This is a genomic window from Brachybacterium tyrofermentans, from assembly GCF_039526165.1.
GTDB lineage: Bacteria > Actinomycetota > Actinomycetes > Actinomycetales > Dermabacteraceae > Brachybacterium > Brachybacterium tyrofermentans.
In genome coordinates, this window is record NZ_BAAAIR010000042.1 from 132,978 (window position 1) to 154,614 (window position 21,637).

The following is a 21,637-nucleotide window of genomic DNA, read 5'->3' on the forward strand; positions in this document are numbered from 1 at the left end:
TTCTGGGGCGGGGGAGAGGGATGGAGTGGGGCGCTCAGTGCTGTCGGGCGTACATCCGGCGCACGAGGATCAGCAGGAACGGTGCGCCGATCGCCGCGGTGATCACCCCGATGGGCAGCTCGCGGGGCTGCATGACGATGCGGGCGGTGGCGTCGGCCCAGAGCAGGAACAGCGAGCCCAGCAGGGCGCTCGCCGGGATCAGCACCCGGTGCCGGGCGCCGACCAGGCGGCGGGCGAGGTGCGGGATCACGAGGCCGACGAAACCGATCGAGCCGGCCCCGGCGACCGCCGCCGCGGTGCACAGCGAGACCACGATCAGGAAGCCGATGCGGGCACGGTCCGGGGAGATGCCCAGGCCGTGGGCGATCTCGTCGCCTGCGCTGAGGGCGTCCAGCACCCGCGCCCCCAGCAGCATGATGAGCGTGCCGATCCCGGCGGCGAGCACCGCGATCAGCAGGAAGGCGTTCCAGCGTGCGAGGGACAGCGAGCCCAGCATCCAGAACATCACCGAGCGCGACCCCTCGGCGGAGTCCGAGGAGAAGATCAGCAGGTTGGTCACGGCCGTGAGCGCGTAGCCGACGGCGACCCCGGACAGCAGCAGGCGCAGCGAGGTCACCCGCCCGCCGGCCCGCGCGATCGCGAACACCAGCAGGGCCGCGCCGAGGGCCCCGACGAAGGCGAGCACCGACTGCGCGTACTCGCCCATCGCCGCGCCCACACCGAAGAGGATCGCGGCCGCCGCTCCGGTCGAGGCGCCGCCGGAGACGCCGAGGATGTACGGGTCGGCGAGCATGTTGCGCACCATCGCCTGCAGGGCGGCGCCGCTGATCGCGAGGCAGGCGCCGACGGCGGCTCCCATGAGGGCCCGGGGCAGGCGCACGGTCCAGATGATCGCCTCGGTGGCCGAGTCCGCGGCGGATCCCGTGGCCGGAGCGGGAGCCAGCCCGAGGTGCTGGGCGATGACCTGCGCGGTGGTGCCGGGGGCGATGGGGACCGGGCCGATGCCCAGGCAGATCAGCAGGCTGAGCAGGGTGGCCGCGGCGAGCAGAAGGAGCACCAGGGCGGAGCGCCGGGCGCGGGAGCGCACGCCGAGCGGGTCGGTGAGACCCGGCCGACGGGACCCGGCGGCGCTGCCTGACCCGGCGGAGCTGCTTGGCCTGGTGGAGCTGCTGGGCTCGGCGGATCGGTGCGGAGCCGGCGGGGCGTCGGGCCGACGAGGGCGGGGTGACGCCTGCCCGTCGGTGGCGTCGGTCGTGGTCGCCATGGCCGCCCCTCCTGCTGTCCGCTCGGTGTCCGTCGCCGAATCCGACGAACTACTTGACGGACTCTACAAGTATCCGGCGCTCAGGGAGCAGGGCGGTGCCGCTGGCTGTCGACAGTCAGGTCTCGGGGGCGTGCTCGTGGTGGTGGATGCCGGGCAGGTGGTCGGAGCCGAGATCGTGCAGGAGCGAGTGGGCGAACCCGTCGGCCAGCTCGTAGCGCACCTCGCGGCCCGCGCGTCGTGGCCGCACCCATCCGGCCTCGCGCAGCAGGGCCAGCGCATGCGATGCGGTCGAGTCGCTCGCCCCGATGGCCCGGGCGATGTCCGAGCTGCGCACCCCGGGGTGGGCGTGCACGCAGAACAGGATCCGCAGGCGGCGCGGGTCGGCGAGCAGCGCCATGCGCTCGGCCATCGCCTCGAGGCCGGTCACCGAGTCCAGCAGCTTGGTGAGCTCGGCGACCAGGTGATCGTCCGGCGGGGCGGTGTCGTCGGCCCGCACGTGCAGGGGGTGGTCGGCGTCCATGGGCTCAACCTACCGGGGGCTGATCGGGGCCATTTGCAGAACCTGCTCCTGGACCTCCGACCCGACTCCCGTACTCGTACCCGCCGCAGCGTCGAGCCGCAGCTCGTAGGTCGTGCCGTCCACGCGTGCCTGCTGGCCCGCCGTCGGGACGACGCCGACCTCCTCGACGCAGTCGGCGATCATCCGGTGCAGACGGCCGATCCTCTGCGTCGTGGTCATTTCGGGCGCGGCGAACCGCACCTCCGCGCCGCCGAGCGCCGCGAGCCCGGCGGTCCGTGCGGCGTCGTCCGCGCCGGGTCCGTCGGCGCCGATGCTGACCAGCGCCGACTCGGGGTGGACCCGGCACGTGGTGGGCAGCCCGGCCGCGATATCTGCCGAGAACTGTGCGGCGGTGGTCAGATGCCGCTGATGGGGGATCCAGATCGCGAGGGCCTTTCCGGCCTCGACCAGCAGCTGCGCCATCGCCGCTGCGCCGGCCACGGTCGCGCCGTCGCCTGGGCGCTCCGGGGAGAGCGTGAGCACCGTGGCGTGGCTGGTGATCGCCTCGCGGAGCACGGCGAGCTCCTGCTCCGGCAGCGCGGCGAGCTCGAGGTCGTCTGCGAGGGCCGACGGGGCGAAGCGCCCGCCCACCCGCCAGCGCAGCGGCTCGGGACCGATCGGCAGCACGAACTCGTCGATGCCCTGCGCGCCGAGCTGCTCCGCCATGTTCGGCAGCACCCCCTCGAGCACCTGACCCAGATGCTCGGCCGGCTCCCGCAGCAGCACATGCAGACGCCACGGCGCCGGCCCGTCGGTCACGGACTCGCGCGCCGGATCGAGGACCGCGGTGACCCCGGCCCGCTCGAGGCGGTCCAGCACCATGTCGCCGCCGGAAGGGACGGAGACCCTCAGCGCGAGCTCCTCGTCGGTGGCCGGGAGCACCGCGAGGATCTGCACGCCACCGGCGGGGGTCGGCGCGTTCATCAGCTGCGGCGGGTATCCGTAGGGCGGGCCGATCAGCGCCCCGGTGAAGGGGGCCGATGGGTCGTAGCGCGTGCCCAGGTTCGTGATGCTGTGGCCCCAGTCCAGCGTGGAGCCGTCCTCGCCCGGGATCCGCGCGGTGTCCCGCAGGAGATGCAGCGGCCAGGAGTTCGCGCCCGCCTCCAGCAGCTCCGGCTGGGGAGGATCGATGCCCGGCCATCCTGCGGGAAGACCCATCAGCAGTTCGAGCCGGTACTCCTCGACGCTCTCGGTGCGCATCGGGCTCTCGGACAGACCGAGCGTGACCAGGGTGGCGTGGGGAACCTGCTCCGACGGGGCGAACACGGCCAGGTCGATCGGGGCGGGGAGGTCCGAGGAGACGTCGGGACCTGACGCGCTGCCGGGAGCCGTCGTGTCGGTGGCGATGACGTACTGATCCCCGAGGAACTCCGTGAGGTGCGCCAGCAGCGCCTCCCGGTGCGAGGTGCCGTGCGGCGTCGGGTCCATGAGTGCTCCAAGGGTGCGGGTCGATCGGGGATCCGGGGATCCGTGCACGGTCCATCTTCGGTCATCGGCGCTGTCACCGGCGACGGTTGGGCCGCCGGGCGTCGACCCCTACACTGGCGCGCGCATCGGGCCCTGTTCCCGATCTCCTGTTTCCGAACTGCTGTCATGAGGTGAGTGCGATGGTCGACCTGCTCTGGGGCCTCGGCGGAATGGCAGGACTCCTGCTGATCGCCTTCGCCCTCTCCAGCAACCGCCGGGCGATCCGCCTGCGCACCGTGATCGGTGCCCTCGCGCTCCAGGTGGGCTTCGGGGTGCTGGTCCTGTACTGGGGACCGGGCCAATGGGCGCTGGGCAAGGTCTCGGCGGGCTTCCAGTCCGTCATCGACACCTCCGCCGAAGGCATCTCCTTCCTGTTCGGGCCCCTGATCCCGGCCGACGGTGAGGGCAGCGTCTTCGCCCTCCAGGTGCTCCCGGTGATCATCTTCTTCGCGTCCCTCACCGCGGTGCTCTACCACTGGAAGATCCTGCCCAAGCTCGTCGCACTGCTCGGCGGAGGCCTCGGCAAGCTGCTGGGCACCGGCTACGCCGAGTCCGTGAACGCCGCGGCCAACATCTTCGTGGGCCAGACCGAGGCGCCCCTGGTGATCCGCCCCTACATCAAGCGGCTCTCGCGCTCCGGGCTGTTCGCCGTGATGGTGGGCGGGCTCTCCACCGTCGCCGGGTCCGTGCTCGTGGGCTACTCGCTGCTGGGTGCACCGCTGGAGTACCTGATCGCGGCGAGCTTCATGGCCGCCCCGGGCGCCCTGCTCATGGCCAAGATGCTGGTGCCCGAGGACGACCCCGACGCCCTGGCGCGGGAAGCCGCCCTGGTGGAGGCCAGCAATCAGCGATCCGGGGGACGGAGCGCGAAGGCGGCCGACGACGGGGCGGCCACGGCCGGGACGGGCACGACCGCCCGTACGCCCACGACGGTCGGGGCCGACGACGGGGCGGCCGCCGCCGGGACAGGCGCGACCACGACGGCCGAGGACGAGGACACCGACGACACAGACGACACCGAGGACACCGAGGACACCGAGGACGATCTCGAGGAGATGCAGTACGCCAATGTCATCGACGCTGCGGCCGGGGGAGCGGCCGACGGGCTCAAGCTCGCCGCGACCGTCGGCGCCATGCTGCTGGCCTTCATCTCCCTGATCGCCCTGATCAACCTGCTGCTGGGCACGGTCGGCGGCTGGTTCGGGGCCGGTGACCTCACCTTCCAGCAGATCCTCGGCTGGGTGTTCGCCCCGATCATGGCCATGATCGGCGTGCCCTGGGGCGAGGCCGTCAGCTCCGGCAGCTACGTGGGGCAGAAGGTCGTGGTCAACGAGTTCGTCGCCTTCGCCGGCTTCGGACCCGAGATCGGCAGCTTCAGCCCGAAGACCGCCGCGATCACCACGTTCGCCCTCACCGGGTTCGCGAACCTCAGCTCCCTGGGCATCCTGCTGGGCGGGCTCGGCGGCCTCGCCTCGAGCCGACGCTCCGAGATCGCCCAGCTCGGCCTGAAGGCGATCCTCGGCGGCACCCTGGCCAACCTCATGAGCGCCGCGATCGCCGGGATCCTGCTCGGCTGACCGGCGCAGGTCGGTCCACCTGAATCGAGCCGTGCATTACCTGCGTTCCAGGGAGGCAGAACGCAGGTAATGCACGGCTCGATCAGCAGAACTCAGAGGGTCGTGGCGAAGGGGTCGAAGTCGGCGGGCATGGGCTCGACCTCGGCGAAGGTGGAGCTCACCTCGACGATCGACCCCTCGGTGATGGCGGTCTCGATGCCCACCATGACGTCCAGGACGTGGGCGGCGATCGCACCCTGGGCCCGGTGCGGCACGCCGGCACGGATCGACCGGGCCATCTCCAGCACGCCCAGCCCGCGGCCGGTGACGGCGCCGGTGGCGGGGATCGGGGTGGCCGTCTCGCCGCGGTACTCGGTCAGCGCCGAGTCGCCGTCGAAGACGTTGGGGTCCGGGAACGCGAGGGTCGCATCGGTGCCGTACACCTCGACGAAACCGGTGCGGGTGTGCGGGGAGTCGAAGCTCAGCAGCACGGTCGCGTTCTGCCCGGACTCGAAGCGCAGCAGAGCCGCGACCTGGGTGGGAACGGTGACGTCGAAGACCTCGCCGGCCTTGGGGCCCGAGCCGATGGTGCGCTGCTCGCGGGCCTTGGAGCCCACGGCGCTGACCGAGGTGACCGGGCCGAGGGCGAGCACGAGGGTGGTCGTGTAGTACGGCGCGATGTCGTACAGGGGCCCGGCGCCCTCCTGGAACAGGAAGGCCGGGTTCGGGTGCCAGGACTCGGGGCCGGGGGACTGGAACAGGGTCAGGGCGCTGGTCGGAGCGCCGATGGAGCCCTCGCGCAGCGTGCGCAGACCGGTCTGGATGCCGGCGCCGAGCACGGTGTCGGGAGCGCCGCCCACGCGCACGCCCGCCTTCTCGGCCGCCTCGAGCAGGGCCGTCGCGTCGGCCGGGACCGTGGTGATCGGCTTCTCGGTCCACACGTGCTTGCCGGCGGCGACGATGGCCTGGGAGACCTCGGCGTGCGCGGTGGGGATCGTCAGGTTGATGACGATCTCGACCTCGGGGTGGTCCAGCACGTCCTGGGTGGTGCCGAAGGCGGGGACGTTGAACTCCTCGGCGCGCTTCTGTGCGGCCTCGGGGTAGAGGTCGCCGATGATGTGCACGGTGACGTCCGGGAAGGACGTGAGGTTCTCGAGGTACTGGCCGGAGATGGTGCCGGCGCCGATGATGCCGACGCCGACGGGGCCGGTCTGGTTCTGGGAGGTCATGGAGACAGTCCTTCGTGATGCGGGGGAGCGGGCCCCGGGGTGCGGGGCGTGGATGGTGCGGGGGCCGTACGTCGGGTCAGACAGCGCTGTTCAGGTGGGCGAGCGACGCGGCGATGCCGTCGAACATGTCCCCTGCGTACGCGTCGAACTCGATCACGCCGAGGGCCACGTGCGCCGAGGCGTCCAGGGTCTGGGCAAGCGGCATGGCACCCTCACCGAGGGGGAGCTGCGTGGAGGCGTCCGTGGAGAGGTCGCCGTCCTTGAGGTGCACGAGCTGCACGCGCTCGCCGAGCGCGCCGAGCAGGGCGGGGACGTCGGCCCCGCCCACCGCGGCCCAGTAGGTGTCGACCTCGAGCACGACCCGCGGATCGAGCTCGTCGGCGAAGAGCTCGAGGGCGCTGCGGCCCTCCAGCTGCGAGGAGAGCTCGATGTGGTGGTTGTGATAGCCGACGCGGATGCCCGCGGCCGCCGCCTGCTCGGCGCGCTCGTTCAGCCTCGCGGCGACGGCGCGGACCGTCCCGGCGTCGGCCCAGTCCTCGGCCCTCCACGACGGGTCGATCAGGTACGTCACTCCCACGGCACCTGCCGCCTCGAGCACCGTGGCGAAGTCGGTGTCCTCACCCAGGAAGGACTGGTGGGCGCTGGGGAAGTCGATCGCGAACTGCTCGCGGGCGCGCACCAGCTCTTCGCGGTACTGGAGCAGGCTGAACGGCTCGGCGTGGGTGAGGCCGAGCTCGACCAGGCGCGCCACCGTGCCCTGGAAATCGGACGCGAGGGCCTCGCGCACGCTGTACATCTGGACGGAGATCTCCATGGGGTTCCTTCCGGAGGGAGGTCGGGGCGGGTTGTCTCGCCGGGGCGGGTCACTTCACGGCGCCGGCGGTGAGGCCGGCGACGAAGTTCTTCTGCATCATGAGGAAGCCGACGACCACCGGGATCGACACCGCGAGCGAGGCGGCGAGGACCTGGTTCCAGTAGACGTTGGTCTGCGTGGCGTACTGCCGCAGCCCCACCGCGAGCGTACGGGTCTCCTCCGTGGTCAGCACAGAGGCGAACAGGACTTCTCCCCAGGCTGTCATGAAGGCGTATATCGCGACGGCCACGATGCCGGGCCGCGCGGCGGGCAGGATGATGCGCAGCAGGATGGTGAGGTTGCTGGCGCCGTCGACCTTGCCGGCCTGGTCGAGCTCCTGGGGGATGCCGTCGAAGTAGCCCACCAGCATCCAGATCGCGAAGGGCAGCGAGAACGTCAGATAGGTGATGATCAGGCCGATGCGGGTGCCCACCAGCGGGATCCCGAAGGTCGCGTCGATGTTCACGAAGATCAGGTACAGCGGCAGCAGGAACAGCACGCCGGGGAACATCTGGGTGGACAGCACGGTGGTCATGAACGGGCCGCGGCCGCGGAAGCGCCAGCGCGAGACGGCGTAGGCGGCGAGCGTCGCCACACCGACGCTGAACAGGGTCGCGACCGAGGTGACGATCAGCGAGTTCATGAAGTACTTCGCCAGCGGCACCGTCGACCACATGTCGATGAACGGCTGGATGGTGAGGGTGGTGGGGATCCACGAGAACCCGGCCTGCACATCGCCCAGCGGCTTCAGCGAGGTGGTGATCATGACGTACAGCGGCACCACGACGAACACCGTGAGGACCACGAGCACGACGGTGCGGAAGACTTTCTCTCCGACGGTCTCACGCATTGTTCTTCTCCTTCTTCCACTGGGTGAAGTAGTCGGGATGGTCCGGCTTCGGGGTGGACCGATCGGTCGAGGGTCGAGGGTCGAAGGGCGGGATGACGAAGTGGTGGGGGCGCGGCGTCAGCTCCGCAGGGCGATCCAGATCAGCAGCTGGGTGAGCAGGAACCCGGTCAGCAGGTTCAGGCCCAGGAACCGCCGCCAGCCGGGACGGGCGCGGTCGCCGTGCTCGTCGGACAGCGAGCGGTACGGCCAGATGCTCGCGATGTAGGGGATGACCAGGAGCCCTGCCAGCAGTGCGGGCCATCCGGCGGCGAGCATGAGGAGCCCGGCGGCGGTGTACAGGGCCAGCGAGAGGCGAACCGTCGTGCGTGCCCCGAGCACGGTGGCGATCGATCCGATCCCGGCCTCCCGGTCGGGCACGATGTCCTGCACGGCGCCGAAGGCGTGCGAGGCCATGCCCCACAGGAAGAACGCGGCCAGCGCCGCGAGGGCGGCGAGTGTGAGCGGTGCGCCGGACAGGGCCAGGCCCACGGCGGCGGGGCCGACGAAATGCGTCGACGAGGTGAGCGAGTCCAGCACCGGACGCTCCTTGAGGCGCAGCCCCGGCGCGGAGTATCCGATCACTGCCGCCAGCACGACCATGAGCACGAGGGCGGATGTCAGCGAGCCGAGCAGCAGGAGCGCGATCACGAAGGGCAGGGCGAGCAGCCCGGCGGACCACAGTGTGAGCGTGTGCCAGCGGCTGTCCAGCACGATCCCCTCGACGCCGCCCTTGCGCGGGTTGCGCAGGTCCGATTCGTGGTCGAAGACATCGTTGATCCCGTACATGAGCAGGTTGTACGGCACGAGGAAGAACACCGTGCCGAGCACGAGCGTGAGGGTGATGCCGCCGCCGGCCAGCAGGTATGCCGCCGCGAAGGGGTAGGCGGTGTTGACCCAGCTCAGCGGGCGGGAGGAGCCCACCAGCTGGCGGACTGCACCGGGGGCATCGGTGGTCGTGGTCATCGGTCCTTCTCGAGGGGGTTCAGCAGCAGGGCGAGCGAGGGCAGCAGCAGTCCGGCGGCGAGCGGCCAGGCGAGGTCCTCCACCGGGACCAGCGCGATCCGCAGCCCGCTCAGCTGGGACTCGTCGTACCGGAACAGGTCCGCCGCGATCATCGCGGAGTCGAACACGATCGTGAGGAGCAGCAGCACGACGACGGTCCCGGCGGTCACCGCCCACCAGCGTGGTCCGGGCCGACGCACCACGGCGGCGAGCGCCGTCACCAGCACCGGGGGCAGGAGGAAGAGGGCGGCGAGCAGGGCGTAGGTCATCCCGCCCTCCTCCGGCTCTCTCTCCTCCGGGGCATCGCGCGGGCGAGCAGCCCCCACAGCACGAGCGTCGTGTAGGCGAGGAAGCTGACGAACACGAGCTCCTCGAGGGGCAGATCGGGCAGGAGCTCGATGCCGGTCATCGCCGGGCTCTGACCGGTGCGGTAGTGGCCGGAGGCGATCGCGGCGAGATCCCACAGCAGGAAGAAGACGATCCCGATTCCGAGGGTGAGCACGAGGGCCCGGGCGGAGCTCCGCGGCGTGCTCCACAGGACGAGGCGGAAGCGACGGTCCAGCAGCACCATGCATCCCGAGGGGACCAGCAGCGCGGCGAGGTACAGCCCGGCCATCAGGCGTCGACCCCGCTGCTCGTGGCCGTCCGCGCAGCAGGTTCGGGCAGCGGCGCGGAGGAGCGGTCGCCCCGCAGCCTCTTCGCGATGAGCTCCGCGCTGATCAGGCACATCGGCAGGCCGATGCCCGGCAGCGTGCTGGAGCCCGCGTACAGCAGCCCGGTCACCCGGCGGGAGGCGTTGCCGGCGCGGAAGAAGGCGCTCTGCCGCAGGGTGTGGGCCGGGCCGAGCATGCTGCCCCGCCAGGCCCCGAGATCCTCGGCGAACTCGGCCGGACCGACCGTGCGGCGCACCACGATGCGCTCGGCGAGGTCGGGGACCCCAGCCTGCTCGGCGAGCCGGGCGATCGCCTCGTCGGCGATGCGCTCGACGGCGGGGGAGCCGGTCCCGTCCTCGCCGCCGTGACCCAGCGACGGGTCCGACGGCACGGGGACCAGCACGAACAGGTTCTCGTGACCGGGCGGCGCGACCGACGGATCGGTCGCCGAGGGTCGGCACACGTAGGACGAGGCCGGGGAGGGGACGCGTCCCTCGCGGATCGCCCCGAAGTTCTCGTGCCAGTCGCGCGTGAAGAGCAGGGTGTGGTGCTGCAGCTGCGGCAGCTCGCCCCGCACGCCGAGCAGCACCAGCACGGCGCCGGGGCCGCTCGTGCGCCGCCGCCACCACGGTTCCGGGTAGGTCTGCAGCGGGCGCGGCAGCAGAGCGGTCTCCACGTGATGGAGGTCCGCGGTGGCGACGACGACATCGGCGCGCAGGGTGCGGTGGCCCCCGTCGGCCGTTCGCACCTCGGCTCCCTGCACCTCGGGTCTCCGGAGCCTCTGGGGGTGCCGGAGCGCCCCGGGTCCCTGGGCCCGGGTTCCGCGCTCGGCGGCGCTCGGAGCGGTGAGGATCCGCGTGGCGCGGGTGCCGGTGTGCAGGCGCACGCCCTCGCGCTCGGCGAGACGGACGACGGCATCGATCAGCGTGGCGAAGCCGCCCTGCGGATACTGCACCCCACCCGTCAGGTCCAGGGCGCTCATCAGGTGGTACATGCTCGGGGTGCGGTCCGGCGAGGAGCCGAGGAACACCGCCGGATAGCCGAGCACCTGGCGCAGCCTCGGATCCCGGAAGCGCCGGGCGACGAACCGCTCGAGGGGCTCGGCGAGCAGCGCCAGCAGCCGGGGTGCCCGGGTGATCACGGCCGGGTCCAGGAATCCTCGCAGCGAGGTGAAGGACGTATACAGGAAGTGCTTCAGCGCCAGGTCGTAGGTGTTCCCGGCGGAGTCGAGGTACTCCGCGAGCCGGCGTCCTGCGCCGGGTTCGATCTCCTCGAAGGCGTCGGCATTGCGGGCGGCGGAGGCGTGGAGGTCCAGCGGCTCCTCGTATCCCTCGAAGAGCACGCGGTAGCCCGGGTCCAGGGGGCGCAGGTCCAGCTGCTCGGCGGACGATGTGCCGAGGAGGCGGAAGAAGTGGTCGAAGACCTCGGGCATCAGGTACCAGGAGGGGCCGGTGTCGAAGCGGAAGCCGTCGCGCTCCCACGAGCCGGCGCGGCCGCCGAGCTCCTCGCGCGCCTCGACCAGGTCAACCTGGTAGCCGTCGCGGGCCAGCAGGGCGGCGGTCGCGAGTCCGGAGATCCCGCCGCCGATGACGACCGCTGTGCGGGGGTCGGAAGCGCTGGCGATGGGGGCGCGGGGATCGGAGGTGCTCATGCGCGTCGGCCCAGCAGCACGCGCGCGAGGATCTGCGCCTTCTCGTGGTCGGGGACCCGCACCCGGGTGCGGCGGATCTCCGCGGCGGGGGTGGCCCGCAGCCGGCGGGACAGCGCGCTGTACAGCCCGTGCGCGGCGGCCACCGCCCGACGGCTTCCGCCGGGCAGGTGGGGGATCGCGGCGGCGGCGCGGTCGAGATCCGCGTCGATGTCGTCGAGCAGCTGGTCGCGATGCGCGTCGGAGAAGCTCTCGGGGTCCAGCCCCGGGAAGTAGGCGCGGCCGAGCTGGTCGTGATCCTCTGCGAGGTCACGCAGGAAGTTGACCTTCTGGAACGCGGCGCCCAGGCTCTGCGCAGGCTCCCGCAGCCGCGCAAAGGCGGCGTCGTCCCCGGCGACGAAGACCCGCAGGCACATCAGCCCGACCACTTCGGCGCTGCCGTGCACGTACTCCTGCAGGCTCGCCTGGTCGTGCTCGGAGACGGCCAGATCGGCGCGCATCGAGGCGAAGAACGGGTCGAGCAGCTCGGGGCCGATGCCGTGGCGTCGGGCGGTGATCGCGAAAGCCTGCACCACGAGGTTGGTGGAACGGCCCCGCTGCACCGCGCGCGCCGTCTCGGCGGCGAGGTCGTCGAGCATCTGGGCACGCAGCGTGTTCGGCAGGAGCGGGTCGGGGTCGTCCACCGTCTCGTCGGCCACGCGCACCAGCGCATAGATGCTGCGCACATGCGTGCGCACCGGTTCCTCCAGCAGCCGCACGGCCCAGCCGAACGAGGTCGAGTAGCCCGCGATGACGGTGCGCGCGCTGCGCTGCGCGACTCGGTCGTAGTGGGTGCCGGGCGCATCGGGCGGGCGCAGGGTGCTCATCGCACAGCCCCGTCCGGTGCCCGTCGGCCGCGCAGCCACCCGGTGACCGCGGCGATCGTGATCACGAGGGCCGCGGTGACGGCGGCGATCGCGACCACGGGGGAGTGCGGGGCGTCGGCGGCCCGGCCCACGGCGATCCAGGCCAGGCCCCAGACCATCGCCGCCGGCGCGGCGATAGGGCGCCGCCCCGCCACCGTGAGGGCGATGCCGAGCGCGGCGACGACCGCGAGCACCACGACGGCGAGCACCTCCGGGACCCCGAAGCCCAGGAAGCCGGCACCCTTCAGCGCCGCGGCGATGTTCGCGCAGGTCGCGACGCTCACCCAGCCGAGATACAGGCCGAAGGTGCCGTCCACGACGACCCGCTCGAGGAGGCTGCGGGCCGGGTGCACCGTGATCCGGTGGAACAGCAGGGCCAGCACACCCAGCAGCACGGCGATCACCGGCACGCTGACCCACACCCAGCCGGCCTGGATCACGAGGATCCAGGCGGCGTTCAGCAGCAGCGAGGCGATGGCCGGCGCAGCGATCAAGCGTTCATCACGGGGGTCCCACCACTGCCACAGGGTGTAGGCACCGAGGCCGAGGTAGATCAGCGACCAGATCGAGAACGCCGAGGAGGCCGGGGCGAGATGGGTGGAGTCCGCGGCGAGCAGCCCGCCCGCGGCCTCGGCGATCGGGTCCCCGCCGACGGCACCCACGCCGATGGCGGTGCCGACCATGGCGGCCAGGAAGGCGAGGGTCACGGCCCCGCGGCGGAGGATCGTCATGAGGTGGACTCCTGATCGGGTCGACGGGAGGTGCGGGGGCGGGCGGTGGGAGCACTGGTGGTGGCACCCTCGGCGGCGCGGGCGATGTTGCGCTGCATGCCGCCGAAGACGATGCCGTGGAAGGGCCAGACGGCCCACCAGTACGCGTCCCCGAGCAGGCCGCGCGGGTGGTAGATGGCGCGCTGGTGCAGTCGCGAGCCGCCGTTGGCCTCGGCCTCGACCCGCAGCTCGAGCCAGGCCTCACCCGGGACGCGCATCTCGGCGCGCAGGCGCAGCAGACGGCCCGGCTCGATCCGTTCCACCCGCCACCAGTCCAGGGCATCGCCCACCGAGAGGCGCTGCGGATGACGGCGACCGCGGCGCAGTCCCGGACCGCCGACAATCCGATCCATCAGCCCGCGGGCGACCCAGCCGAGACGCCAGGAGTACCAGCCGTTCGCGCCGCCGATGCCCTCGACGACGGCCCACAGGATCTCCGGGCTGGCCGCGACGCGCCGGCTGCGTTCGTCACCGCGCACGATGCCGCCGGCCCACTGCGGGTCCTCGGGCAGCGGGGCCGACGGAGCCCCGGCCGGTGCTGCCGAGTGCCAGGCGGTGCTCACGTCGAGCTCGTGGATCCGGGTCAGGGCGAGGGAGATGGCACGGTCCACCCCGGTGAGCCCGCCCTCGGGATCGGCGATGAGCCCACGGAGGTCGGACTCCGCCGCGACGGAGTCGTGGATCAGCGACTCGACCAGCGGGCGGGCGATCCCGGTGGGGACCGGCGTGACCAGGCCGATCCAGTGGCTCGCCAGGCGCGGGGTGAGCACGGGGACCGCCTGGATCCGGCGTGGTCGCAGCCCGGCGACCCGGGCGTAGGCCCGCAGCAGGCCGGCGTAGGTGAGCACGTCGGGCCCGCCGACGTCGAAGGTGCGGTTCGGTGCGCCCTCGAGCCGGGCTGCGCCGACGAGGTAGTGGAGCACGTCGCGCACGGCGATCGGCTGGATGCGGTTGTGGACCCAGCGCGGGGCGATCATCACCGGGAGACGCTCGGCGAGGTGGCTCATCACCTCGAAGGAGGCGCTGCCGGAGCCGAGGATCACCGCGGCGCGCAGCACCACGGCAGGGACCTCGCCGGCCAGGAGCACGTCCCCGACCTCCTTCCGGGAGGCCATGTGCGCGGAGAGCTCCTCACCCTCGGGATGGATGCCGCCGAGGTAGACGATCCGTCGCACCCCGGACCGTGCCGCGACGTCCGCGAAGTTCTGCACCCCGGTGCGGTCGTGGTCGGCGAATCCCTTGCCGCAGCCCATGGCGTGGATCAGGTAATAGGCGACGTCGACGCCGTCCAGGGCATCGGCCAGCGTCGCGGCATCCATGACGTCGGCCTCGACCACCTCGACGTCGTCCCGCCAGGAGCGCCCGTCGAGCCGGTCGGCGTGCCGAGCCATCGCGCGCACCCGCAGGCCGGCGCGGAGCAGCTCGGGGATCACCCTGCCGCCGATGTAGCCGGTGGCACCGGTGACGAGGACCAGCGGGGCGGCGGGTCCGGGGGCGGTGCTGCGGTCCGGGGTGCTGCCGTCTGCGGTGCTCATGAGGAGGATCCTGTCGTCGCCGGACTGCGGTGCGCGGGGATTTCGTGGGTGGAGGCCCGGTACGCGGGAGTGAGATGAGGCGGCGTGTCCTCGGCGGTGCGATCGGCGGGCGAGGAATCCGCCGGATCCGCGCCCGAGTCCGGGGCCGACGGCGGCTGCGAGGGGAGCAGGAGGTCGGCGGTGCGCAGGATCTCGTCGGTCGCGGTGCTCAGGGCGTGCACGAGGGCGGCCGGCAGCCGATGGCGGATCGCGGAGGAGACGGCGCTGGTCAGGTGCCAGCGGGCGAGTTCCTCCGTCCACGTGCGGGAACCGCTGTCGGTGAGCAGCGTGCGGGCGCGGCGGGCGTCCTCGGCGTCGAGGTCCGGCCGTCCCAGCAGCGGCTGGAGCTGGCGCCACTGGGCGGTGGTGGTCGCGTGCGCGATCAGCGCGGTGCGCTTGCCCTCGCGCAGGTCGCCGAGTGCGCTCTTGCCGGTGCGGCGCTCCTCGCCGAAAAGTCCCAGCAGGTCGTCGAACAGCTGGAAGCCGATGCCGAGCAGGCTGCCGATCTCGTCGAGGGCGGCGAGGGTCGCGTCCTCGGCGTCGGCGAGCAGCGCGCCCGCGTGGAGCGGGAACTGGAAGGAGTAGACCGCGGTCTTGAACTCGGCGACGGCCAGGGCGTCCCTCAGCGCCGCGGACTGCGCCGTCTGACCCGACTGTTCCGTCCGGTCGGGTTGCGGCTCGGATCGCAGGTCCAGCTGCAGGCGCACGTCGGCGAGCTCACCGACAGCGGAGTCGTGGACGGTGGTCTCGACGAGATCCAGCAGGCGGTCGACCACGGGGGCAGGGGCTTCGCAGCGGGCGATCGCCCGGAACGCCGCGAGCAGACCGAGATCGCCGGCGAGGATGCCGGCCGCCTCGCCGTAGCGCTGGGCGGCGGCGGGGGAGGCCCCGCGCTGCTGGACGTCCTGCGCGAAGCTGCCGGGCAGGCTGGGCACGCCGCGTCGCGTCGGATCGCCGTCGATCACGTCGTCCTGGACGACGAAAGCGGTGTGCAGCAGCTCGAGGGCGGCGGCGACCTGGACCGCAGCCACCTCACGCCCACCGCCGAGGGCGCCGTGCGTGGCCGTGAGCAGCGCGGGTCGGAACCGCTTCCCACCGTCGGCGGCGCGGGCGAAGGCATCCCACAGGTCGCGGTGCTCCGGGCTCGAGGAGGTGACACCGCGCGTGAGCAGGCGCGCGATCTCCCTGTCCACGGCGCCGTGGTCGTGGGCACTCATGATCTGCTCGCGGGTGCGGGTGCGGGTGCGGGTGCGGGTGCGGGTGCGGCGGCGGGGCCCGGCGTCTGTGCGGCCGACGGGACGAGGTGTCCGCGCAGATCAGGGACCTGGGAGACCATCCACGGGCTCAGGGTCCAGGGCGCGAGGTCCACGAGTGCGGCGATCTCTCCAGGGGCGACCCAGCGCAGGTCCATGACCTCCGCAGGATTCGGCGTGGGCTCGCCGACGGCGTCGGCGATGAAGACGGGGCAGATCTCGTTCTCCACCACCCCGGAGGCGTCGACCGCGCGATAGCGGAAGTCCGGCAGCGCCGCGCGCACCCCGCGCACCTCCAGCCCCAGCTCATGGGCGGCGTGGCGGGCGACTGCAGCGGCGAAGGACTCGCCCTGGCGCGGATGCCCGCAGAAGGAGTTGGTCCACACTCCGGGCCAGGTGCGCTTGGTCAGGGCACGACGGGTGACCAGCACCTGACCGTCCTCGCGCACCACGTGGCAGGAGAAGGCGAGATGGAGCGGCGTCGTGGCGGAATGGACGGTGGCCCGAGGGGCGAGGCCCAGCGGGGCGCAGTCCTCGTCCAGCAGGATCACGTGGTCGCTGTGGTCGCCGCGGCCCGAGGATCCGTCGAGGTCCCAGGAATCGCTGGACACCGTGTCCTGGGGTTCCCGCGTGCTTTCGCCTGCAGTCGTGATCATGGCCCTCCTCGTCGATGCTCGGCCTGAGATCCTTAGCCTATCTACATAAATGAACTGTAGCATCGGAGGATGGTCGAGAGCGTGGGGGAGACGAGCGGGAGCTCAGGCGGTTCGTACTGGTACGACGGCGGCGATTCGGGTGTTGACCTGCTGTCGGCCCTGCGGGAATTCCGCACCGCCGATCACGACATGCGGCGGCGCATGAGCGCCGACATGGAGATGAACACCACGGATCTCTCCGCGCTGCGCTACGTGATCGCCCACGAGGTCGGGGAGGATCCTGCGACCCCGCAGGCGCTCGCGAGGAACCTGGGGATCTCCGGGGCCTCGACCTCGAAGCTGCTGGATCGGCTCACCGGCTCCGGCCACCTCGAGCGCGTGCCCCACCCTCGCGACGGCCGCTCCCGCGTGGTCGTGGCCACGGACCACGCCCATACCCAGGTCCGTGAGCGGCTCGCCGGGATGCACGAGCGGATGCTCGAGATCGCCCACCTGGTGCCGCCGTCGGCCCGGCCGGCCGCGATCGAGTTCCTCCGGGCGATGGCCCGGCACCTCGAGACCGAGGCGCCGCCCGAGGAGCTCACCGCCCGCGAGGTGTGAGACCGTCGACGGATGGTCGACACCCTGCAGGATCGTGCGCAGAAGCTGTGGGCCGCCGCGGTGCGACCCGAGGCGGTCACCGGCTGGCTGCAGATCGCCAAGGCGGTGATCGCGGGAACCGTCGCCTGGTGGCTGTCACGGGACGTGCTCGACTCCCAGATGCCGTTCCTGGCCCCGTGGACCGCCCTGCTCACGGTGCACGTCACGGTGTACCGATCCGTCTCCCGCGGCCTGCAGACCCTGGTCGCCTCGATCCTCGGCGTCGCGCTGTCCTTCGTGATCGGCGCGTGGCTCGGGGTGAGCGTCGGGACCTTCGCGCTCGCCCTGGCCGTCGGCATGGTCGTGGCGCTGGTGCCGTGGATCCGGGACGAAGGGGTCGCGATCGCGACCACCGCGATCTTCGTGCTGGGTGCCGGCTTCGGGCAGCAGCAGCCGTTGCTGCTGGACCGGATCCTGGAGATCGGGCTCGGCGTCGCCGTGGGGATCGCGGTGAACCTGCTGATCATCCCTCCGCTGTGGGAGAAGCAGGCGGCGCGCTATGTGGACAGCATCAACCGTCGGATGGGCGGCGTGCTGGTCGACATGGCCGACGAGTTCGCCACGGCCTGGGACACCGAGCGGGCCGACGCCTGGGTCGAGGAGACCCGCTCGATGTCCCGGGAGCTCGGCAGCGCCTGGCAGGAGGTGCATTTCGCTCGCGAGAGCGAACGGGGCAACCCCCGCACCCGGCGCCCCGGCGACCTCTTCCGCCGTGATCGCCGCACGGCGTCGGACGCCGCTGACCAGGCGTCCTACGAGGAGATCCTGGCCCGGGTCGAGGAAGGGATCTCGCATCTCCGGCACCTCTCGCGCACGCTCCGCGAGGGCGCCTACGCCGAGGGTGAGTGGGATGACCGCTTCCGTCAGCGCTGGGTCGCGGTGGTCCGTGATGCCGGCCGGTCCATCGCCGATCCGGATGCCGAGGTGGAGCCGATCGCCGATCGGCTCTCGACCCTCGCCCTCGACCTGGCCGACAACACGGAGCTGCCGCGGCACTCCTGGCCGCTCTACGGCTCCCTGATCGCCAGCATGCTGCACATCGCCGTCATCGTCGACGACGTCGCCTCCGCGCGGGCCGCCCGCGAGACGCCATCCACCTCATAGTCGAGGCCGGGCAGTAGAGGCCGGTTGGACGAGGTCGGCTGGACCGGGCCGGACGCAGATCGACGCGGACCTCCGCGGGTTCCCCCGCAGGACGTCCGCGCCGATGTCGGCCCAGAAGGTGCCGGCTCAGAAGGTGCCGGCGGCCACCTGGTCGCTGCGCTCCTGCTGGCGCTCCACGTCCCGGGGGTACACCTTGTAGAACAGCATCCAGTACAGGGCGTTGAGCAGGTACGGCACGACGACGAACCACAGGAACATCGTCTGGCTGCTGAAGGCCTCGGCGACGAAGCCGAGCCCCAGGGACATGAGGGCGGTGACGCCGACCTGGATGAGCGAGAACAGCATCGCGAGGGCGGTGGCACTGAGCTGGGTGGGCACCACATTGGAGACCATCGGCAGCACGCAGCCGGAGAAGCCGATCGAGAACACCAGGCCCAGCAGGAAGGTGATCGGGGCCGCGGCGCCGAAGCCCTCGTAGGGGAGCTGGGTCACGATCGCGACGGTCGCGGCGAACGAGACCAGGTAGATCTGCATCAGCATGATGCGGCCCTTCTCGCCGAACTTCCGCACGAACAGGTCCGCCAGGCGGCCGCCGAGGAAGGCGGAGAACACTGCGCCGATCGAGAAGCAGGACATGGTCAGGGTGGTCTCGAAGACGCTGACCCCCCGTTCGATGACCAGGAAGTTCGGGTAGAAGGCGAGCAGCACGAGGCTCGTGACGAGCACGACCATGCCGGCCATGAGGTAGATGGTGGGGATCTTGAAGAGCTTCACGCCGTCGGAGATCTTGAACGTCCCGGCCTCGGCCATCATGTCGTCGCAGGCCGTGTTCTGTCGAGGATCCCTGACCCACATCGCGATGAGCACGCCGGAGAGGATGGAGATCGCGCCCATGGTCCACATGGCGTAGCGCCAGGCGTCGGGGCTCGGGTCGTCGCCGCGGGCGAAGAGGCCGATCGCCGGGCCGAGAAGGATGCCGACGCCGGCGCCGATCGCTCGGATCGTGCCGTAGGCCTTGCCGCGCTGGGACTGCTTGAACAGGTCAGGCAGCAGTCCGTTGATGATCGGCTCCGAGGCGACGGTGCCCACCACGGAGATCGCGTAGAGGATCAGCAGCCAGGTGAAGTTCGGGGCGAATCCGGCGGCGACGGTCCACAGGCCCCAGACGCCGGTGACCAGGATCAGGATCTTCCTGCGGCCGTATTTGTCCGCCATCATCGCCCAGAACGGGCCGAAGATCATGCGGGCGAATTTGCTGATCGCGCTCAGGAGACCGAGCATTCCCTCGCCGATTCCGAAGGCGGCGCCGATGAGCGGGAAGAAGGTGGTGATCAACCCGCCCTCGGAGTTGTCGACGGCCTGCGAGAAGCCCATGGCGGCCATGGCCTTGCCGGTGCCCTTCGTGCCCTTCGTGCCCGTCGCGTCCGGGCGGCGCCCGTCGCTCTCGACGATGGCGACGCCCGGGTCGAGGTTCGTGGGCCGCGCAAGGATCGTGCCGGTCTCGGTGGTCACCGTGCCGGGGGCGGAGAGATCATCGCCCATAGGGGTATTGCCCATTGTTTCCTCTCGGAGTCCGCATGAAGCGGCGTCAAACAGCATTGTTTGAATTCGTGGCTGCGGCGGGTCCGCAGGATGCACCGGGAATTCCCGAATGCATCCCGGGACGGCTGCGTCCTCGGGGTTGCCACAGCATGCGATGCTCACCTGCCCGCTGAAACCAGTTGCCATCAGTTGCAGCAACTGGTGCGAATCGTGACCTGAACTGGTGAGCGTATTCCCGCGTGACAGATTCGGCGGATGCGCTGATCATCGCGAGGAGGGGTGAAGCGTACTTATCGGTAGGTTGTTCGGGCCGTCGTCGGCCGAGGAATCCCGGCTGTGCGGCTCGGGACGATGGGCGTCACACCGCGCCGTGCGCCCACGCCAGGAACTCCTCGGCCTCGAGCACGGGCTTGTCCCAGCGGGCGGCGTTCTTCGACTTGTTCGACTGGGTGCCGCGCTCGGCGACCACCAGGACGTCGGTGCGCGTCTTGGTGAGGTTCGGGACCGGGGTCAGCCCGCGCTGCCGCGCGAGGTGCTCCATCTCGGAGCGATCCACCGATCCGTGCGTGGCGGAGACGACCTCGCCGGTGAAGCACACCCGGGCGCCGGGCACGAGGATCTCCGTGAGGTCGATCGGTCCCGCGATCTCCAGTCCCTCGGGCAGGACCTGCACGCCGAAATGGGTCTCGACGTCCCGCAGGCGGTCCACGACGTCCTGGTCGTGGGCGACCACCCGCGCCCAGGCGGCCTCGAGCACCTCGGCCAGGACCTGGGCGGCGTCGTCCTGCGCGGAGAGGTTGCCGCCGACGACGAAGCCGTCCGGTCCGGGGTTCCCGAGCTCACCGCTGCTGCGGGAGAGCAGATAGCCGCGGCCGCGGGCGAGATGCGGGAACGGGGTGCCCGCGTCGGCAGCGGCGGTCAGGGTGGTCGTGCTGCCGTCGGCCCCCGTTCCGGCGACTCCCGCGCGACGGCGCTCGACGAGGTCGCGGATCGCCCGCGCCCGCTCGAGCGCGGTGGGGGCGCGCAGGGCCGCGCGCTCGTCGGCCGTGAGACCGGTGGCCGGCACGTCGACGCCCAGCGGCATGCGCTCCACGACGCCGTTGCGCTTGAGCTCGAAATCGATCCAGCCCAGCTGCTCGTCGATCCGGGGGCCGACGGGGATGCGGCCCGCGAGCAGCGGTGACAGCGCCGCCCAGGCCTCGGTGAGCACCGGGGCGAGCTGCACGTCGCGGGTGGTGATGCCGTACTCGGTGCGGGCGGCGAACAGGTCGCTGGTGGGGTTCACGATGGTGGTCGCCTCGTCCCCGTCGGCCGTGACCACGCCGATCTCCACCGGGCGTGGCCGGTAGCGGTCGCCGACGTTCCCGACCATCAGGGCCGCGAGGTACACCTCGCCCAGCGAGCTCGCGCGGTCCTCGCCGGTCGCCAGGAAGCGGCGGATGCGGGGGTCGGACTTGAGGTCGCGCGGGAGCACGTCGCGGCGCAGCACGAGACCCTCGAGGCTCGTGCATCGCGAGAGCGCGACGTACAGCTGGCCGTTGGCGAAGGTGCCGCCGGTGAGGTCCACGACTACGCGGTCCAATGTCTGCCCCTGCGACTTGTGGATCGTGATCGCCCAGGCCAGCTTCATCGGCAGCTGGGTGAAGGTGCCCAGCACCTGGTGGGTGAGGCTGCCGCCCTCGGCCACCGGGCGGGTCACGTCCCAGGTGTGGGGGCGCACCTGCTCGCTGCGGCCGTCGCGCAGCAGCACCTCGATCGCGGGGCCTTCGCGGTCGCGGCCGATCGCGGTGACGCGGCCCAGCGTGCCGTTGACCCAGCGGTCCCACGGATCGTTGTTCAGCATCATGACCTGGGCTCCGACAGCGAGATCGAGACGGTCCTCGGTGGGGTGCTCGAAGCCGTCGGTGTCCCCGGTGATCTCCGCCGTGAACGTCTGCGAGGCGTCCGGGAGGCGCTCGAGCATCTGCCGGTTCCGGGAGCGCACGATGCGGTTGAATCGGCCCGGGTTCTCTGCCGCTACTTTGTGGGTGCGGGCTCTCGGGTGAGGGCCTCGTAGTGGAGCGTCTCGAACTCT

General features: G+C 71.6%; 20 protein-coding genes. 3 read left to right on the plus strand and 17 right to left on the minus strand.

Translation table 11 applies throughout. The features are described from left to right. Positions 1-34: 34 nt before the first annotated feature. The 3 genes from ABD093_RS11990 to ABD093_RS12000 form a co-directional block, all read right to left on the minus strand. Positions 35-1,264, minus strand: a complete 1,230-nt coding sequence (locus ABD093_RS11990; RefSeq protein WP_343924695.1) for a FecCD family ABC transporter permease — start codon at positions 1,262-1,264, stop codon at positions 35-37. Between the two features lie 115 nt (positions 1,265-1,379). After that, positions 1,380-1,784 (minus strand): ArsR/SmtB family transcription factor, encoded by a 405-nt coding sequence (locus ABD093_RS11995; RefSeq protein ID WP_343924697.1) that lies wholly within the window; start codon positions 1,782-1,784, stop codon positions 1,380-1,382. A 9-nt stretch (positions 1,785-1,793) separates the two neighbouring features. After that, entirely contained in the window at positions 1,794-3,251 is a 1,458-nt protein-coding gene (locus ABD093_RS12000) for a suppressor of fused domain protein (protein WP_343924699.1), read from the minus strand. A gap of 179 nt (positions 3,252-3,430) precedes the next feature. Here ABD093_RS12000 and ABD093_RS12005 point away from each other — a divergent pair, with 179 nt between their 5' ends. Beyond that, positions 3,431-4,867, plus strand: coding sequence for a NupC/NupG family nucleoside CNT transporter (locus ABD093_RS12005; RefSeq protein ID WP_343924701.1), 1,437 nt, complete (start codon positions 3,431-3,433; stop codon positions 4,865-4,867). A 92-nt stretch (positions 4,868-4,959) separates the two neighbouring features. On the opposite strand, the gene ABD093_RS12010 is transcribed toward ABD093_RS12005, so the two are convergent. From ABD093_RS12010 to idi, 12 genes are all read right to left on the minus strand, one after another. Further along, the gene (locus ABD093_RS12010) at positions 4,960-6,075 is read right to left on the minus strand and encodes a Gfo/Idh/MocA family protein (protein WP_343924703.1); all 1,116 of its coding nucleotides are present in this window, start codon (positions 6,073-6,075) and stop codon (positions 4,960-4,962) included. Between the two features lie 76 nt (positions 6,076-6,151). Beyond that, positions 6,152-6,889, minus strand: a complete 738-nt coding sequence (locus tag ABD093_RS12015; protein WP_343924705.1) for a sugar phosphate isomerase/epimerase family protein — start codon at positions 6,887-6,889, stop codon at positions 6,152-6,154. A gap of 49 nt (positions 6,890-6,938) precedes the next feature. Then, positions 6,939-7,778: a carbohydrate ABC transporter permease gene (locus ABD093_RS12020; protein ID WP_193116651.1), complete on the minus strand. Its 840-nt coding sequence runs from the start codon at positions 7,776-7,778 to the stop codon at positions 6,939-6,941. Positions 7,779-7,895: 117 nt separating this feature from the next. Continuing rightward, a complete protein-coding gene (locus ABD093_RS12025; RefSeq protein ID WP_343924707.1) occupies positions 7,896-8,780 on the minus strand; it encodes a prenyltransferase in 885 nt (294 codons plus the stop codon). Continuing rightward, positions 8,777-9,088 (minus strand): lycopene cyclase domain-containing protein, encoded by a 312-nt coding sequence (locus tag ABD093_RS12030; protein ID WP_343924709.1) that lies wholly within the window; start codon positions 9,086-9,088, stop codon positions 8,777-8,779. Before ABD093_RS12030 ends, ABD093_RS12025 begins: the two co-directional genes overlap by 4 nt. Further along, positions 9,085-9,435 carry a lycopene cyclase domain-containing protein gene (locus ABD093_RS12035; RefSeq protein ID WP_193116654.1) on the minus strand — a complete coding sequence of 117 codons (351 nt, stop codon included), beginning with the start codon at positions 9,433-9,435 and terminating at the stop codon, positions 9,085-9,087. Before ABD093_RS12035 ends, ABD093_RS12030 begins: the two co-directional genes overlap by 4 nt. Beyond that, positions 9,435-11,123 (minus strand): phytoene desaturase family protein, encoded by a 1,689-nt coding sequence (crtI, locus tag ABD093_RS12040; protein ID WP_343924712.1) that lies wholly within the window; start codon positions 11,121-11,123, stop codon positions 9,435-9,437. The genes ABD093_RS12035 and crtI overlap by 1 nt, the downstream gene beginning before the upstream one ends. Continuing rightward, complete coding sequence (locus ABD093_RS12045; RefSeq protein WP_343924714.1) at positions 11,120-11,986, minus strand: phytoene/squalene synthase family protein; 867 nt, start codon at positions 11,984-11,986, stop codon at positions 11,120-11,122. The genes crtI and ABD093_RS12045 overlap by 4 nt, the downstream gene beginning before the upstream one ends. Further along, the gene (locus tag ABD093_RS12050) at positions 11,983-12,756 is read right to left on the minus strand and encodes a tryptophan-rich sensory protein (protein ID WP_343924716.1); all 774 of its coding nucleotides are present in this window, start codon (positions 12,754-12,756) and stop codon (positions 11,983-11,985) included. The genes ABD093_RS12045 and ABD093_RS12050 overlap by 4 nt, the downstream gene beginning before the upstream one ends. Continuing rightward, positions 12,753-14,330: an SDR family oxidoreductase gene (locus ABD093_RS12055; RefSeq protein WP_343924718.1), complete on the minus strand. Its 1,578-nt coding sequence runs from the start codon at positions 14,328-14,330 to the stop codon at positions 12,753-12,755. Before ABD093_RS12055 ends, ABD093_RS12050 begins: the two co-directional genes overlap by 4 nt. Further along, positions 14,327-15,586 carry a polyprenyl synthetase family protein gene (locus ABD093_RS12060; RefSeq protein WP_343924720.1) on the minus strand — a complete coding sequence of 420 codons (1,260 nt, stop codon included), beginning with the start codon at positions 15,584-15,586 and terminating at the stop codon, positions 14,327-14,329. Before ABD093_RS12060 ends, ABD093_RS12055 begins: the two co-directional genes overlap by 4 nt. Beyond that, a complete protein-coding gene (gene idi, locus ABD093_RS12065; RefSeq protein WP_343924722.1) occupies positions 15,583-16,278 on the minus strand; it encodes an isopentenyl-diphosphate Delta-isomerase in 696 nt (231 codons plus the stop codon). Before idi ends, ABD093_RS12060 begins: the two co-directional genes overlap by 4 nt. 69 nt (positions 16,279-16,347) lie before the next feature. Between idi and ABD093_RS12070 the strand changes: the two genes are divergently transcribed. Together ABD093_RS12070 and ABD093_RS12075 are read left to right on the plus strand one after the other, a co-directional pair. Further along, positions 16,348-16,878, plus strand: coding sequence for a MarR family winged helix-turn-helix transcriptional regulator (locus ABD093_RS12070; protein WP_343924724.1), 531 nt, complete (start codon positions 16,348-16,350; stop codon positions 16,876-16,878). Positions 16,879-16,890: 12 nt separating this feature from the next. Next, positions 16,891-18,021, plus strand: coding sequence for an FUSC family protein (locus ABD093_RS12075; RefSeq protein WP_343924726.1), 1,131 nt, complete (start codon positions 16,891-16,893; stop codon positions 18,019-18,021). Between the two features lie 126 nt (positions 18,022-18,147). On the opposite strand, the gene ABD093_RS12080 is transcribed toward ABD093_RS12075, so the two are convergent. Next, the gene (locus ABD093_RS12080; RefSeq protein ID WP_343924728.1) at positions 18,148-19,578 is read right to left on the minus strand and encodes an MFS transporter; all 1,431 of its coding nucleotides are present in this window, start codon (positions 19,576-19,578) and stop codon (positions 18,148-18,150) included. Positions 19,579-19,921: 343 nt separating this feature from the next. Continuing rightward, positions 19,922-21,526: a hypothetical protein gene (locus tag ABD093_RS12085; protein WP_343924730.1), complete on the minus strand. Its 1,605-nt coding sequence runs from the start codon at positions 21,524-21,526 to the stop codon at positions 19,922-19,924. Positions 21,527-21,637 lie beyond the last annotated feature (111 nt).